Here is a 15813-nt window from a genome sequence, read left to right as displayed (position 1 = left end):
CAATTCGGCAAAGGTCCCATATCAGCTCAGGCACGAGACATGGGCAAAGCCCCCATAAGGGTCATGTCCTCTTGCCAGGCCTTCGTATGTTGACTGCTGCACCTGCAGTACGGAGCACTGCGAACGGACCCCTGCCTTGCGTCACGCACCCGCCACCGCGGAGACCGCGACCCCCGTCTGCCGGCGGCTCGCACTCCCGCACTCGACGGCCGCCGTGCCGTTGGCGCGTGCGCTGATCCGCTCCCTCCTCGCCGGCTCCGGCGCCCAGGCCGACCGTGACACAGCCGAACTCCTCACCGCCGAACTGGTCGCCAACGCGGTGGAGCACACCACGGGCGACGCCCCCATCGAGCTGGTGGTGGAGCTCCTGCCCACCGGCTGCCAGGTCGAGGTCCACGACCCCGACCCCGTACCACCCGGCGGCCTGTCGCTTCCGGCCCCGGACCGCGAGCCCGACCCCTGGCAGGAGCACGGCCGCGGCCTCCTGCTGATCCGTGCTCTCAGCGCGGCCTGCGGCCACCGCCCCACCACCCAGGGCAAGGCGGTCTGGTTCACCCTGCCGACCACCCCGGCCGCGGTTCCGGTCATACCCTCGCCACGCACTCCCCCGGCCGGATCGTAGGCACGCAGCGCGACCGACCGCGGAGCGCTAAGGAGCCGCGCGGCGCGCTCGGCGCCCCATGCGGCGGGCGAGGCAGGCGGCAGCCGCACGCCCCAGCGGTCGCAGCTGAGGCGGACCCAGCATCGGTGCCCGCATCACGCACAGGGCGAAGACGAGCTGGCCCACGAGGGGTATGGGAAGGATCGGCGAGAAGAAGAGCAGGAACCAGAGCGGGAGGAGCAGGAGCAGGGCCAGAGGACCCCGGAACTCCGCGCCGGTCCGGGTGCTGCACAACCCGTAGACAAAGCTGATCAGGACGGACGGCACCCCGATGATCACGGCGAAGGCCGGCCATTCGTCGATGACGCTGAACTCCCCGGAAAGCGACGCCTCCACAGCCAGCCAGGTGACCGCGAAGGTGGCGGCATAGCGGACCACGAGATCCACCAGTCGCAGTCCGACGACCCCCAGGTTCCGCCACGGCTTGCTCTCGTCCACGGTCCACTCCCCCTTGCGGCCTGATCAGGCGGCACGCAGGAACGGCGGCCGCCCAGGACATCCTGCCACCAGTATTGAACGCGTTCAATACTGGTGGCAGGTGAGTGGATCCTCTTCAAGAAGGCTTAGATGCGGGCGAGTTCGCGGCCCTCCGACTCAGATCCTCCACCTCCACGCGACGAGGGCTCTCCGCGATACACACGGGGCCCTCGTCAGACAGCCGTCGCGAGCGTGGCCACCAGGACCGCCTTGATGGTGTGCATACGGTTCTCGGCCTGGTCGAACACGACCGAGTGCGGGGACTCGAACACCTCGTCCGTGACCTCCAGTTCGGCCAGACCGTGGCGCTCGTATATGTCACGCGCGACCTGCGTGCCCAGGTCGTGGAAGGCCGGCAGGCAGTGCAGGAACTTCACATCGGGATTGCCCGTGGCCCGCAGCACGTCCATCGTCACCGCGTACGGGGCGAGAGCCGCGATGCGCTCGCCCCAGACCTCCTTCGGCTCACCCATGGAGACCCAGACGTCGGTGGCGACGAAATCGGCACCGGCGACGCCCTCCGCGATGTCCTCGGTGAGCGTGACCTTCGCGCCGCTGGCGGCGGCGAGTGCGCGGGCCTGCGCGACGACCTGGCCCGCGGGCCAGTAGGCCCGGGGGGCGACGATGCGGACATCCATGCCGAGCAGCGCGCCGGTGACCAGGTAGGAGTTGCCCATGTTGAAGCGGGCATCGCCCAGGTAGGCGAAGGCGATGGGGTCGCCGTTGCCCTCCTTGGCGCAGTGCTCGCTCATGGTGAGAACGTCGGCCAGCATCTGCGTGGGGTGCCAGTCGTCGGTCAGACCGTTGTAGACCGGCACCCCCGCATGGGTCGCGAGCTCCTCGACCACCGCCTGGCCGTCCCCGCGGTACTCGATCGCGTCGAACATCCGCCCGAGCACCCGGGCCGTGTCCTTGACCGACTCCTTGTGACCCAGCTGGGAGCCGGAGGGATCGAGGTATGTCGTCGACGCACCCTGATCCGCCGCGGCCACCTCGAAGGCGCAGCGCGTGCGGGTCGAGGTCTTCTCGAAGATCAGCGCGATGTTCTTTCCGCGCAGCCGCTGGACCTCGGCACCCGCCCGCTTGGCGGCCTTGAGCTCGGCGGCCAGCTCGACAAGACCACGGAAGTCGTCCGGGGTGAAATCGAGCTCCTTGAGGAAGTGGCGGCCTGCAAGGTGTGTCGCCATGATGCCTGCTCCTGGGTCGCGCATACGGGGACGGTAGTATATTGGAAGTATATACGATACCCCGTATCACTATACGGAGCAGGCCGGCGGCGGCCGCTCAGTCCGCGGCGTCCCGCTCGATGGGGCAGCTCATGCAGCGAGGCCCTCCGCGTCCCCTGCCCAGTTCGGAGCCGGGGATCTCGATCACCTCGATGCCCTGCTTGCGCAGATGGGTGTTGGTGGTCACATTGCGCTCGTACGCCACCACCACCCCCGGCTCGACGGCGAGCACGTTGCAGCCGTCGTCCCACTGTTCGCGCTCCGCCGCGTGCACGTCCTGCTTCGCGGTCAGGACCCTGATGTCCTTCAGCCCCAGCGCGGCGGCGATGGCGCTGTGCATCTGCTCCGGCGGATGGTCGCTGACCCGCAGCCCCACGCCGTGCTCGCCCTGCGCGGGCTCGATGGTGTACGAGCGCAGCATGCCGAGCCCCGCGTACTGGGTGAACGTGTCGTGGTCGACCATCGTCATCACCGTGTCGAGATGCATGAACGCCCGCGCCTTGGGCATGTCGAGCGCCACGATGGTGCGTGCCGAACCCGCCGCGAAGAGACCCCGCGCCAGCATCTCGACGGCCTGCGGAGTGGTCCGCTCGCTCATGCCGATCAGCACGGCACCGTTGCCGATGACAAGGACGTCCCCGCCCTCGATGGTGGAGGGATAGTCGTCCTGGCCCTCCGACCAGTGGTGGAAGGGGCCCGCCTGCGGACCGGTGAACAGCGGATGGTGTTTGTAGATCGCCTCGAAGTGGACCGTCTCGCGTCTGCGGGCCGGCCAGCGCATCGCGTTGATCGACACACCGTCGTAGATCCAGGCCGAGGTGTCGCGGGTGAAGATGTGGTTGGGCAGCGGGCCGAGCAGGAAGTCGTCAAGGTCCATCACATGGAAGCGGACGGAGGAGGGTTCCGAGTGCCCGGCGAGGAACTCCCGCTTGGTCATTCCGCCGATGAGCACCTCGGTCAGCTCGGCCGTGTCCATCGCGTCGAACGCGTCGCGGAGATGGTCCGTGGCCAGCGGACCGTACTCCTTCTCGTCAAAGACCCGGTCCAGCACCAGCTTCCGGGCGGCCGGCAGCTCCAGCGACTCGCGCAGCAGGTCACCGAAGAGATGGACCTCGACACCGCGGTCCCTGAGCACATCCGCGAAGCCGTCGTGTTCCTGGCGGGCGCGGCGGACCCACAGGAGGTCATCGAAGAGCAGCGCGTCCTTGTTGGTCGGGGTGAGCCGCTTCAGCTCCAGGTCAGGGCGGTGGAGTATGACCTGGCGCAGCAGCCCGGTCTCGGAGTCGACATGGAATCCCATGGAGGAAACGTTCCCAGACGGGTTTCGTTTGTGCCCCCAGGGCGCGTGAACTCGCAGGAGTCTTGTCGATCAGCGATCAGGTCGATCAATCCGAGCCGGCGGGTCCCGGGGCGGGGGGGCACCCCCCGCCCCGCTTACCTCACAGCCGCGGGTCCACCGGCTCCGACTCCAGCGCCAGCACCGCGAAGACAGCCTCGTGGACCCGCCACAGCGGCTCTCCGTCGGCCAGCCGGTCCAGCGCCTCGAGGCCCAGCGCGTACTCCCGCAGCGCCAGCGACCGCTTGTGTCCCAGCGTCCTGCCGCGCAGCCGAATCAGCTGGTCCTCACGCGTGTAATCGGGGCCGTAGATGATCCGCAGGTACTCCCGGCCCCGGACCTTGATCCCGGGCTGGACCAGCCGCCCCTTGTCGTCGCGCACCAGCGCGTCGAGCGGCTTGACGACCATGCCCTCGCCACCTGCCGCGGTCAGCTCCAGCCACCAGTCGGTGCCGGCTCGTACCGACTGCTCGTCGGCGGTGTCGACGACGACACGGCGGGTGGTCTGGAGCAGCCCGGAGCCGGTGGCGGCGTCGGCCTCCGCCAGACGGTCCAGCCAGGCCAGTTGCCCGTCGTGCGGCACCGCCGCCAGCGAACGCCCCTGCGCCCCGAGGATCTGGAACGGGGCGAAGCGCACGCCGTCCAGTCCGTCCGTGGCCCAGCAGTAGCGGCGGTAGGCGTCCGTGAACGCCTCGGCAGCCTCGGCCCGTTCGCGCTGCCGCTCCAGAAGTCCTCCGAGGTCCAGTCCGCGCGCCGTGGCGGCCTCCAGGGCGGCTGTGGCCCTGGGGAACACCGCGCCGGACGCGGCACCGACGGCCGCGTACTGCCTGCGCAGCAGTCCGGACGCCTTGAGGGACCAGGGCATCAGCTCGCCGTCCAGCAGCAGCCAGTCGGTTTCCAGCTCCTCCCACAGCCCGGCACCGCTGATCGCCGTGCGAATGCGGTCGAGTACCTCCTCGGTGACCCGGGGGTCGTCGAAGAAGGGGCGGCCGGTGCGGGTGTGCAGTGCGCCGGTCGCGCCATCGGCGCCTTCCACACCGAAGTGTGTACGCGCCGCGTCCGCGTCACGGCAGACCAGGGCGACCGCACGGGAGCCCATGTGCTTCTCCTCGCACACCACCCGCCCGACACCGTCCGCCCGGTACTGGGCGAACGCCTCCGCCGGGTGCTCCAGATAGCCGTCCTCCCGCGAGGTCGCCGTCGGAGCCATGGTGGGCGGCAGATACGCGAGCAGCCGCGGGTCGACCGCGAACCGGCTCATCACCTCGAGCGCCGCCGCGGCGTTCTCCTCGCGCACAGCGACGCGGCCCATGTGGCGGGTCTCCACGACGCGGCGCCCGTGCACATCGGCCAGGTCCAGGGGGCGGCCCTGGTGCCCTCCAGGTGCCTCGGTGGCGAGCGGCCGGGTGGGCTCGTACCACACCTGCTCGGCCGGGACGTCGACGAGTTCACGCTCGGGCCAGCGCAGCGCGGTCAGCTTGCCACCGAAGACGACGCCGGTGTCCAGGCAGATGGTGTTGTTGAGCCAGGACGCGGTGGGCACGGGAGTGTGGCCGTAGACCACCGCCGCCCGGCCCCGGTAGTCCTCGGCCCAGGGATAGCGCACGGGCAGGCCGAACTCGTCGGTCTCCCCTGTGGTGTCGCCGTAGAGCGCGTGCGAGCGCACCCGGCCCGAGGTGCGGCCGTGGTACTTCTCGGGCAGACCGGCGTGGCAGACCACGAGCCTGCCCTCGTCCAGGACGTAGTGGCTGACCAGCCCCTCGATGAACTCACGCGCCTGCTCACGGAAGAGCGGGTCGGCCGCCTCCTCGCGCTCGAACTGCTCGATGGTCTCGGCCAGTCCGTGGGTGTGCTGGACCTGGCGGCCCTTCAGCCAGCGGCCCAGCTTGTTCTCGTGGTTGCCCGGCACACACAGGGCGTTGCCGGCGGCCACCATGCCCATCACCCGGCGCAGCACTCCCGGACTGTCGGGTCCCCGGTCCACGAGGTCGCCGACGAACACGGCGGTACGCCCGTCCGGATGCGCACCGTCCCGGTAGCCGAGCTTGGCGAGCAGGCTGTCCAGCTCGGCGCGGCAACCGTGGATGTCGCCGATGATGTCGAACGGGCCGGTGAGCTGCCGCAGGTCGTTGTAGCGCTTCTCCAGGACGACCTGCGCCGCTTCGACCTCCGCCACACTGCGCAGGATGTGCACCTTGCGGAAGCCCTCGCGCTCGAGTCCGCGCAGCGAGCGGCGCAGTTCGCGGCGGTGGCGTGCGATGACGTGGCGCGGCATGCCGGCCCGGTCGGGCCGGGCCGCGTTGCGCTCTGCGCACACGTCCTCAGGCAGGTCGAGCACGATCGCCACGGGCAGCACGTCGTGCTCCCGGGCCAGCGCGACGAGCTGGCGGCGGCTCTCCTGCTGGACGCTGGTGGCATCCACAACGGTGAGGCGGCCGGCCCCGAGGCGCTTGCCGGCGATGTAGTGCAGGACGTCGAAGGCGTCGCGGCTCGCGCTCTGGTCGTTCTCGTCGTCCGCGACGAGCCCACGGCAGAAGTCCGACGAGATGACCTCGGTGGGCTTGAAGTGCCTGCGCGCGAAGGTGGACTTGCCGGAGCCGGTGGCGCCGACGAGGACCACGAGGGAGAGGTCGGGGACTGGCAGTGTGCGGGGGGTGTAGCCGGGGCCGGTGCCGGTGGTGCCGCTGTCGGTCATGCCGCCACCTCCTTCTTGTTCTCCGTGTGCGTGTTCAGGGTGAACACAGCCATCTGGGTCGGGGCACCCACCTCGGGGTCGTCGTCGCCGATACCGGTGTGGCCGACGTCGTAGCCATGGCGGTCGGAGACCCGTGCAGCCCACTGCCGGAACTCCTCGCGGGTCCACTCGAAGCGGTGGTCGCTGTGGCGAACATGCCCCGCGGGCAGGGTCTCCCAGCGCACGTTGTACTCGACGTTCGGCGTCGTCACGATCACCGTACGGGGACGGGCCGACCCGAACACGGCGTACTCCAGGGCGGGCAGCCGAGGCAGGTCGACGTGCTCGATCACCTCGCTGAGCACGGCGGCGTCATGGCCCGTGAGCCGCTTGTCCGTGTAGGTGAGGGATCCCTGGACCAGGCTGACCCGGTCCGACTGGCGCTCCCCCATCCGGTCCAGCCTGAGCCTGCGCGCGGCGATGGCGAGGGCCCGCACGGAGACGTCCACGCCCACGACCTGGGTGAACTGGGTGTCCTTCAGGAGTGCCTGCACCAACTGGCCCTGCCCGCAGCCCAGGTCGAGCACCGTCGTGGCGCCCGCTGCGCGCAGCGCCGCCATGATCGCCGTCCGCCGCTGTGCGGCCAGTGGGACGGGACGCTCGTCGGTGTCGGTGGTCTCGTCCACGGCGTTGTCGACGTCCTCGACCTCGAGGTCGTCGCTCTCGGCCAGCCGGACCAGTTCGAGACGCTCCATGGCCTGCCGGGTCAGCCCCCAGCGGCGCGCCAGATAGCGGCTGGTGATCAGCTTCTGCTCGGGGTGCTCAGCGAGCCAGCCGTCACCGGCCCGCAGCAGCTTGTCGACCTCGTCGGGTGCGACCCAGTAGTGCTTGGCGTCATCGAGGACCGGAAGCAGGACGTACAGCTGGCGCAGGGCTTCGGCGAGCCGCAACTCGCCCTCCAGCACCAGACGTACATAACGCGAGTCGCCCCACTCGGGGAAGCTCTCGTCCAGCGGTACGGGTTCGGCGTCCACCGTGCTCCAACCGAGCGGCCCGAACAGCTTGCGCACCAGGTCGGCCCCACCGCGTGCGGGCAGCACCGGCACCTCGATACGGAGTGGCAAAGGGCTCGCGGCGCGTTCCGGCATCGCCTGGCACACCCCGCGCAGGGCGCTCTTGAACACCGTGCTCATGGCGACGGACAGCAGCGATGACGCCGCGTAAGGCCGGTCGTTGACATACTGTGCCAGCGCGGAATCCGGTGCGCCGCCGCGCCCCTTGCCCTTGCCGCGCCGCACCAGCGCCACGGGATCCACCTCCAGCAGCAGCGCCGCCGTGCAGCGCTCCGCGGTGGCCTCGGGGTAGAGGACATGCGCGGTGCCGTGGGAGGTGGAGAACGTCTGCGCCTTGTCCGGGTGCTTGTGCAGCAGAAAACCCAGGTCCGTGGCAGGACGCTCCGGAGTGCCGGTGGTGGAGATCGTCAGGAACACGCGTCCGAGTATCGCCGCTGCGGCCCGGGCCCACCAGGCGTTTTCCCCAGCGAGGGCGACGGGGCACGGGCATGGGTGAGTACGCGCCCGCACGGGCTGAGTATCCGCGCCCATCCCCTGACGGCGCACCCGAGGTGAGGATCGTGTACACCTCACACACAAGGAGTCGGTGATGGACCCCGAGACGTACGCGACGCTGTACGGGCCCTTCCAGCCGGTGCGGCACGCACGGGACGTACGGTCAGGGCGTCCCGGCGTCACCGTACTGGCCGCCACGCTGTGGGCAGTCGTTCTCATGTCGCTGGGCTGGCTGACCTGCCTGGTGATCATGGTGGCCGTCTGGGGGGCCGCGGAGGGAGCGCCCGTCGGCGGACTTCTGCTGAAGTGGGTGCTGATCGTCGCCGGGTTCTTCGCCGCCCTGACCGCGCTGGCCTTCGCTCCCGGTGTCCGCGGCCTGGCGTGGGCGAACCGGCTCCTGCTGCTGGGTGTGCTCGCCTTCCCGGCCCCCGTCGGATTCGCCGTCTGGGCCTGGATCGCAACCGGCTGACTCCGTCCGTCTGCGGCGCGGGGCCCGCGCGGGCCGCCGTGATCCCTCGCAACGGTGCTACCGGCCGCCGATGACCTCGGCCAGGGCGGCGACACGCTCCGGGCCCACGCGGCAGCATCCGCCGATGAGCCGGGCACCCGCCGCCTGCCATCCGCGGGCGCGTGCGGGGTCGAAGGTGGTCCTGCCATGCCAGCGGCCTGCGGCGGCGTCCCAGCGTTCACCGCTGTTGGGGTAGACGACGACCGGTTTTCCCGTCTCACGGGCGGCCAGCTCCACGGCGCGGTCCGCGTCGGCGGGATCACAGCAGTTGACGCCGAGGGCGATCACCTGGTCGTTCCCGGCGGCGAGGGCGAAGGCACCGGCAAGGTCCTGACCGGCCCGGGTGTGCCCGCGCGCCACGGTGTACGAGAGCCACAGGGGCAGCCCGGTGTCCCGGGCGGCTGCGAGCAGGGCCCGGGCCTCGTCCGTGTCGGGGACTGTTTCCAGGGCCAGCACATCGGGCCGGGCGGCGGCGAGGGCCTGGATGCGGGGGCGGTGGAAGTCCGCCAGCTCCCGCACCGTGAGCCCGTACCGACCCCGGTACTCGCTGCCGTCCGCGAGCATCGCGCCGTAGGGGCCCACCGACGCCGCCACCCATGCCTCCTCCCGCGCCGCGTCCGCCGCGGTGCGGGCCAGTTCCACACTGCGGGCCAGCAGTGCGGCGGCCCCGGCCCGGCTCACCCCTCGGCGGGCGAAGCCCTCGAAAGTGGCCTGATAGCTGGAGGTGATGAGCACCTGCGCGCCCGCCCGCGCATAAGCCGCGTGGGCGGCCTCGATCTGCTCGGGGCCGTCGGCGAGCAGCCGCGCCGACCAGAGGTCGTCGGACAGGTCGCAGCCCTGCGCCTCCAGTTGGTTGGACAGGCCGCCGTCGAGGACGAGCGGCCCTTCGGCGAGGGCGGCGGCGAGGCCGCGGACGGGCCGCATGAGGGCTCAGTCCAGCTGGCTCTGGACCTGGGCGGCGATCAGCTCCAGATGGTCGAGATCGTGGAGGTCGAGGACCTGGAGATAAGCCCGGGACGAGCCGATCGCCGCATAGCGTCCGAGCTTGTCCACGACCTCCGCGGGCGATCCCGCGAGCCCGTTGGCCTTGAGCTCGTCGACCTCGCGCCCGATGGCGGCGGCACGGCGGGCGACCTCCGCGTCGTCCCTGCCCACACAGACCACGAGGGCATTGGAGTAGCACAGCTCGTCCGGCTCCCGGCCGGCTTCCACGGCCGCGGCGCGCACGCGGCCGAACTGGCGCTCACTGTCCTCGATCGAGGCGAAGGGGATGTTGAACTCATCGGCATAGCGGGCGGCCAGCCGCGGGGTGCGGGTGGCTCCGTGGCCGCCGATGAGCAGGGGGACCCTGGCCTGAGCGGGCTTGGGCAGTGCGGGCGAGTCCTGCAACTGGTAGTGGGCGCCCTGATAGCTGAACGTCTTGCCGGTATCGGTGGCCCACAGGCCGGTGACGATGGCGAGTTGCTCCTCGAGCCGGGCGAATCTCTCCTTGGGGAAGGGGATGCCGTAGGCGTGGTGCTCCTCCTCGAACCAGCCTGCTCCCAGTCCGAGCTCGACCCGGCCACCGGACATCTGGTCCACCTGGGCGACCTGGATGGCAAGCACACCGGGCAGCCGGAAGGTGCCGGCCGTCATCAGGGTGCCGAGCCTGATCCGCCTGGTCTCACGGGCGAGGCCCGCGAGCGTGATCCAGGCGTCGGTGGGCCCCGGCATGCCGTCCGCCGAGCCCATGGGCAGATAGTGGTCGGAGCGGAAGAACGCGTCGAAGCCGAGGTCCTCGGTGGCCTTGGCGACGGTCAGCAGGGTGTCGTATGAGGCCCCTTGCTGGGGCTCGGTGAAGATGCGAAGATCCATGCCTCCATCCTGCACCGACGTCCGCACTTCAACCTTCTGGCCGCCCCGCGACGCGAGGCCTGCGGCGGCGCTGCCGTCACGGTGGGCTGGTGGCCGGGTCGGGACCGACCCGGCCGCTCTCGTGCGCGGAGAGTCTTCGGAGCATCGCCCGCACCCGGTCGCCCGACTCGTCCGTGGCGTCGATGGCTTCGATGCACTGCCAGTACAGGCCCTCCTCGTCCGTGCCGCAGGCGACCCCGACCAGCGCTATGCCGACCTCCCCGAGCAGGGCGCTCAGCAGTGTCAGGGCACGCAGCGGATCGGAGACAGCGGTCAGCTGCGCCGCCCGGGGACTGCCGGCGCGCAGCAGCGGAACATCGATGGGGCTGGCGGGGCCGCCCCCGCGCCCACCGCCCTCGCCGAGTGCGCGCGCCTCCCCCCGTAGTTCCTTGGGGCCGCACAGGGCCAGTTGGCTGCCGATCGCCTGGGCGAGAGCCTGTGCCTCCCAGGCCTCCGTCACCACTTCCAGCGCGTCCCGGCACTGCGCGAGTGCGTGCCGTCCGGCCGAGATGAGTCGCTCCGCTTCCATGTACGCCGCCCCCGTTCGTACAACTTTCCGTCCACTGAGTCACTACCCAGAGTGAAGGCTCTCCAAAGGAAACGCCAGGGGAATTCGGAAATCTGTGGACAGGAAGCCTGTTGTGGAAAGATCATTCACTCCGTAGAGTGACGATCTTCCTCTCGGGAGCCGCCGACGGAACGCTCGACGGCAGCCCGTTCGGCGGGAGGGAAACGCAGTTCGTTCCGGTCGATCTTCTCGGAGAGGGCGGCCAGCGGGTCGATCCCGAGCACTTCGCAGAACTGGAGCAGATAGGCGAGGACATCCGCGACCTCATCGGACACCCGATGGGCCTTCCCCGGGTCGTCCATGATCCGTGCGGACTCCTCCGGCGTCAACCACTGGAAGATCTCCACCAGTTCGGCCGCCTCGACGGTGAGGGCCACCGCCAGGTTCTTGGGGGTGTGGTAGGGCCCCCAGTCACGGGCCGCGGCGAACTCCACCAGCCGTCGTTGCAGTGCTTTCACGTCCAGTTCCGTCACGGCACAGGTCTACCACTGCCACCCCCTCCAGCTCCCGCGCGAACGCCCCGTCCCCGCTCACCGCTCCCACGAGACGCAGATGCCCTTCGGCGCAGATCGACGCCGCCAGCGCGGCGAGCCCGGCCGCCTGACCCGGGTCGAGGCAGCGGTCGAACCCGTCGGCGACGACGGTGAGGGACTGCAGGGCCCCCGGCACCTCGGCGGCCTGGTCGACCGACAGCACACCCGGTCCCGTCAGCAGCACCAAGGCCATTGCCAGAAACCGCAGTTCACCATCACCGAGCCGTCCGAGCGGGGTGCTGGCACCGCAGTCCACCCCATCGCTCTCCGACCGGTGGATGACCGCCCGCACCAGGCCGTCCGCGAGCTCCTCGGTACCGACGCCCCTGACGGTGCCGGCACAGCCCGCCCTGGCCATCGAGGTCAGCCGCGTATGCCTGCGGGCACACTCGTGGCGGGTGCGGTGCAGCACGGCCGCGAGATTGTCGCAGCCGGGCAGCAGACGCCCGTCACCCGGTCGCACGGGCGCCCGCATCCGCGGGGGCTGGGGATCGCAGGGGAACACCGACCGCAGTGCCACCACCGTCTGTTCGGCGGCGGCCAGCACCTGCCGCTGGCCATCGGTCCGGCCCGCGACGCGCAGCGGCAGCAGGGCCGTGCCGAGCAGATCGCCGGGGAACGGTGCCCGGGTGACCGCGGCGACGCCCCCGGTGTGCCAGGCGGCCTGCACGTGGTCGCGTCCTGGATCGAGCAGCGCCGTGCTCAGCAGTACCCGGTCGCCGCAGGTCAACCGCTCACCGACGATGCGCAGTTCGGGCTCGGCCTGTACGGCGAGGTCGAGTCGCACCGGGCCCGCAGGACCCGAGACGGTGCAGCCGATACGGAACCCCCTGCGGCCCTGGGCGTCCCCGCGTGCGCCCTCGGGGACGCAGCCCGCCGGTTCGGGGAAGACCTCGGCGAGCTCCGCGCCCGCGGCGAGCGCGGCCAGCGCCTCGTACGCCCGCAGCACACTCGACTTGCCGCTGCCGCTCGGCCCCGCGAACAGCGTCACGGGCCCGAGCGGGAAGGCGCCCCCACGGTGGGCGGCGAAGGCGGAGAGCCGCAGCTCGGTGACCACCGGGCGGGTGCTGAGCGGTTCCATGTGCGGGACGCTACGCACCCCCGGGGACGCCGAACCGTTCCTCCGGGCGGGAGTTCCTACGAACGGGGGACGGCGCCCTCCGACCGCCCCCGGCATCCCGCGACGGCACATCTACCCCTGTGTCACAGCCGCGGCCGCGACGCCCTCGACCTCCGTGCCGAACGGGGCGAGCAGGAAGACGTTGCGGTCGACCCGGTGCATCGCGCTGCCGAGCCCGAAGACGACGCCGCTGCTGAAGTCGAGGATGCGCTTGGCCACGTCCGGGTCGGCGCTCGTCAGGTCCAGCAGCACCGGGATCTGTGCGATGAGGTGTTCGGCGACCTCCCGCGCGTCGGCGAACACCTGCACCCTCAGCACCACCATGCGGCGCTGTTCCTCCGCCGCCACGGGGACTTCCTCGTAGCCCTGCGGGATCGTGCGGTGGTCCACTCGCGACGGCCACTCGTTGCGACCGCGCAGTGGGACGACCTGGGCCAGGCCCTCCCACTGCTCGTCGGTGACGTCGTACCTCTCGTACCTGCTCATGGGGTCCATCCTGGCGCCCCTCACCCGTTCGGCCCAACACCGACACGGCTGTCACCTCGTCAGTTCGTCACTCCGCCATGAGCTGCTTCAGGAATGGATCGCACCCGATGTCGCCGTCAGCGGCGCGCCGCTGCCGCCCCAGCGCAGGGCGACGATCTCCGCGGCGACGGATACGGCCACCTCCTCCGGCGTACGGGCTCCGAGGTCCAGTCCGACGGGTGAGCGCAGCCGGGCCAGGGCATCCTCGCCGAGGCCGGTGTCGCGGAGCCGTTTCATCCGGTCCTCGTGGGTGCGGCGGCTGCCCATGGCGCCGATGTACGCGGCCGGGCGGCGCAGGGCCTCCTCCAGCAGCGGCACATCGAACTTCGGATCGTGCGTCAGTACGCAGATCACCGTGCGGGAGTCGGTCTCGGTGGCGCCCAGATAGCGGTGCGGCCAGTCGACCACGACCTCCACGCCCTCGGGGAAGCGCCTGGGGGTGGCGAAGACGGGGCGGGCGTCGCACACGGTCACCCGGTAGCCGAGGAAACTGCCGATACGGGCGACGGCTGCGGCATAGTCGATGGCGCCGAACACGAGCATCCTGGGTGGCGGGGTGAACGACTCCAGGAACACGGCGACGTCGTCCTCGCGGCGCTGCCCCCCGGGTCCGTAGTGCCGCGTCACGGTGGCGCCCTGGGCGAGCTCCCCGCGCGCGTCTGCGGTGACGGCCGCGTCGAGGCCGGGTGCCCCGAGCGTGCCGGCGGCCGTGTCCGGCCAGACGGCGAGCGCGGCGCCCCGTGGCGCCGGACCGTCCGTCACCACCGCCACCGTCACCGGCCGGTGCGCGGCGACCGATTCGGCCACGGCGCCGAAGGCGGGGTCCGCCTCGGGTGACACCCGCCGCACCAGCACGGTGATCGCGCCACCGCAGGTCAGGCCGACGGCGAAGGCGTCATCGTCGCTGTAGCCGAAGGTCCGCAGCCGCGCCTCGCCATCGGCCAGGACCTCCTCGGCGAGCTCGTAGACGGCACCTTCCACGCAGCCCCCGGACACACTGCCCACGACCTCGCCGTCAGGGCCGACCGCCATCGCCGCACCGGGTCCCCGTGGTGCGCTGCGGTTCACGGCGACGACGGTGGCCAGGCCGAACGGCTCCCCCGCCGCGTACCACCGGCCCAGCGCCGGCAGAATCTCGCGCATCCTCCGCTCCTCCCACGAGCCCACGAGGGGCCCGCATCCACGCTCCATGGTCCGCCGCTGTGGCCGTCACCGCGACGCGACCGCCCCCGTCCGGGCCGGTGCGGCCGGCACGTACGGTGGGACACCGGGCCCCGACCACGGCCTGGCAGCGAAACATCGACCGCAACACACTTACGGGGGCGGGCAGTACGACCATGAGGGCATCTGAGCAAACCACGGCGGCCGCGCCGATCACACCCGGGAAACGGCTGCTCAGCGTGGATGTGGCCCGCGCGATCGCCGTGTTCGCGATGTTCGCCGCGCATATCGGTCCTCCCGTGGAACGGGAGGGTCCCGGCTGGCTACTGGTCGCCTTCGACGGCCGCGCACCCGCGATCTTCACGCTGATAGCGGGGCTCTCGCTCACCCTCTCGCGCGGCGGCACCCGGCCTCGCCCCACGCCGGCGGTGGCGCTGCGCGGCACCCTCGTACGGTGTGCGGTGCTCGCGGTGCTCGGGCTGGCACTCACCGAGCTGAAGTCGGGGATCGCGGTGATCCTCACCTTCTTCGCGGTGTACCTCCTCGCCGCTGAACCGCTCGCCCGGCTGCGTACCCGTCCGCTGATCGCGGTGGCGGCGGTGTCCGCGGTGCTGGGGCCGGTGCTGTCGTACGTGCTGGGGCCGTATCTCGGCTACCGGGTCATCGGCCGCGGACGCTACCCCGGCTTCGAGGCGGTCACCAGCTGGTCCGGATTCCTCGACGGGCTCGACACGCTCCTGCTGTCCGGCGCGTACCCCTGGCTCACGTACTTCCCTTACGTGGTCATCGGCATGGCGCTGGGCAGGGTCGTCGATCTGGCCCGGCCCGGGGCCGTCCGCCGGCTCATCGGCTGGGGAGCGCTGGCGCTGGTCGCGGGGCACGGGCTTTCGGCGCTGGCCATGGGACCCGGAGGCGGACGTGAGGCACTGCTGCGGGCGATCGCCCGCAGCCATGCCTTCGCCGTGGCCGCCCCCGATCCGGTGGAGGCCGTACTGGCCGGACAGGCGGGCGCGGTTCCGAGCACGTCGTGGGCCTGGCTCCTGGTCGACGGCCCCTACAGCCAGACTCCTTTCGAGACCGTCGCCAACACCGGTGCCGGGCTGGTGCTGCTCGGGCTGGCCGTCGCCGCCTGCCGTGTCGGTGGCGTCGAACTCCTGCTGCGCCCGCTGGCCGTCGTCGGCACCATGGGGCTCTCGGTCTACGCCGTGCATGTCGTCGCACGCGCCGAGCTGCGACCGCAGCACGGCTGGGCGGCGCTGGGCGCGTTCTGCGGGGTGTCCCTCGTCGCGTGTGCGGTGTGGGCGTATGTCTTCCGCCGCACGGCGCTCAGGCGCGGGCCACTGGAGTGGGCCCTGCACCTGGTGATGCCGAAACCGGAGAGGGCCTCGGGGCGGAGGACGGAACCGGAGCGGGAGCCGGAGAGCGAACCGGTGGCCGTGGCGGGTGGTGGCGGGGCGACCGTGCGGGAGCGGAGCTAGGGGGTCGGCGCACCTCGCCAGGGCGGCTGCCGGTGACCAGGCTTGAGCGGGCGGCCGGGCGCCGCCGTGCCAACCGTGGGATCGG

15 protein-coding genes are annotated in these 15813 nt (G+C 71.3%); 3 read left to right on the top strand and 12 right to left on the bottom strand.

The window, feature by feature from the left end; genetic code table 11:
* Positions 1–136: 136 nt before the first annotated feature.
* The gene (locus ABZ532_RS19695) at positions 137–622 is read left to right on the top strand and encodes an ATP-binding protein (RefSeq protein WP_361284856.1); all 486 of its coding nucleotides are present in this window, start codon (positions 137–139) and stop codon (positions 620–622) included.
* A 27-nt stretch (positions 623–649) separates the two neighbouring features.
* On the opposite strand, the gene ABZ532_RS19690 is transcribed toward ABZ532_RS19695, so the two are convergent.
* The 5 genes from ABZ532_RS19690 to ABZ532_RS19670 form a co-directional block, all read right to left on the bottom strand.
* A complete protein-coding gene (locus tag ABZ532_RS19690; protein ID WP_361284853.1) occupies positions 650–1099 on the bottom strand; it encodes a hypothetical protein in 450 nt (149 codons plus the stop codon).
* A gap of 212 nt (positions 1100–1311) precedes the next feature.
* A complete protein-coding gene (gene argF, locus ABZ532_RS19685; RefSeq protein ID WP_361284850.1) occupies positions 1312–2325 on the bottom strand; it encodes an ornithine carbamoyltransferase in 1014 nt (337 codons plus the stop codon).
* Between the two features lie 97 nt (positions 2326–2422).
* Positions 2423–3664, bottom strand: a complete 1242-nt coding sequence (locus ABZ532_RS19680; RefSeq protein WP_361284847.1) for an arginine deiminase — start codon at positions 3662–3664, stop codon at positions 2423–2425.
* Between the two features lie 139 nt (positions 3665–3803).
* Positions 3804–6395, bottom strand: coding sequence for a polynucleotide kinase-phosphatase (locus ABZ532_RS19675; protein ID WP_361284844.1), 2592 nt, complete (start codon positions 6393–6395; stop codon positions 3804–3806).
* Positions 6392–7864, bottom strand: coding sequence for a 3' terminal RNA ribose 2'-O-methyltransferase Hen1 (locus ABZ532_RS19670; protein ID WP_361284841.1), 1473 nt, complete (start codon positions 7862–7864; stop codon positions 6392–6394). The genes ABZ532_RS19675 and ABZ532_RS19670 overlap by 4 nt, the downstream gene beginning before the upstream one ends.
* Positions 7865–8036: 172 nt before the next feature.
* Here ABZ532_RS19670 and ABZ532_RS19665 point away from each other — a divergent pair, with 172 nt between their 5' ends.
* Complete coding sequence (locus tag ABZ532_RS19665) at positions 8037–8411, top strand: hypothetical protein (protein WP_361284838.1); 375 nt, start codon at positions 8037–8039, stop codon at positions 8409–8411.
* Positions 8412–8468: 57 nt separating this feature from the next.
* On the opposite strand, the gene mmuM is transcribed toward ABZ532_RS19665, so the two are convergent.
* From mmuM to ABZ532_RS19630, 7 genes are all read right to left on the bottom strand, one after another.
* On the bottom strand, positions 8469–9374 hold the full coding sequence (gene mmuM, locus ABZ532_RS19660; protein WP_361284835.1) for a homocysteine S-methyltransferase: 906 nt from the start codon (positions 9372–9374) through the stop codon (positions 8469–8471).
* Between the two features lie 6 nt (positions 9375–9380).
* A complete protein-coding gene (locus ABZ532_RS19655; RefSeq protein ID WP_361284832.1) occupies positions 9381–10304 on the bottom strand; it encodes an LLM class F420-dependent oxidoreductase in 924 nt (307 codons plus the stop codon).
* A 76-nt stretch (positions 10305–10380) separates the two neighbouring features.
* A complete protein-coding gene (locus tag ABZ532_RS19650) occupies positions 10381–10872 on the bottom strand; it encodes a DUF6099 family protein (protein ID WP_361284829.1) in 492 nt (163 codons plus the stop codon).
* Positions 10873–10997: 125 nt separating this feature from the next.
* The gene (locus tag ABZ532_RS19645; protein WP_361284826.1) at positions 10998–11384 is read right to left on the bottom strand and encodes a nucleotide pyrophosphohydrolase; all 387 of its coding nucleotides are present in this window, start codon (positions 11382–11384) and stop codon (positions 10998–11000) included.
* On the bottom strand, positions 11323–12525 hold the full coding sequence (locus tag ABZ532_RS19640) for an ATP-binding protein (protein WP_361284823.1): 1203 nt from the start codon (positions 12523–12525) through the stop codon (positions 11323–11325). Before ABZ532_RS19640 ends, ABZ532_RS19645 begins: the two co-directional genes overlap by 62 nt.
* A gap of 111 nt (positions 12526–12636) precedes the next feature.
* A complete protein-coding gene (locus ABZ532_RS19635; protein WP_361284820.1) occupies positions 12637–13050 on the bottom strand; it encodes a cell division protein SepF in 414 nt (137 codons plus the stop codon).
* An 87-nt stretch (positions 13051–13137) separates the two neighbouring features.
* Positions 13138–14232 carry an XdhC family protein gene (locus tag ABZ532_RS19630; protein WP_361284817.1) on the bottom strand — a complete coding sequence of 365 codons (1095 nt, stop codon included), beginning with the start codon at positions 14230–14232 and terminating at the stop codon, positions 13138–13140.
* Between the two features lie 194 nt (positions 14233–14426).
* Between ABZ532_RS19630 and ABZ532_RS19625 the strand changes: the two genes are divergently transcribed.
* On the top strand, positions 14427–15728 hold the full coding sequence (locus ABZ532_RS19625; protein ID WP_361284814.1) for a heparan-alpha-glucosaminide N-acetyltransferase domain-containing protein: 1302 nt from the start codon (positions 14427–14429) through the stop codon (positions 15726–15728).
* Positions 15729–15813 lie beyond the last annotated feature (85 nt).

This window comes from Streptomyces sp. NPDC019396, from assembly GCF_040632375.1.
Lineage (GTDB): Bacteria > Actinomycetota > Actinomycetes > Streptomycetales > Streptomycetaceae > Streptomyces.
Note: the sequence above shows the minus strand (reverse complement) of the source record. Positions and strands in the feature narration are given on the sequence as shown.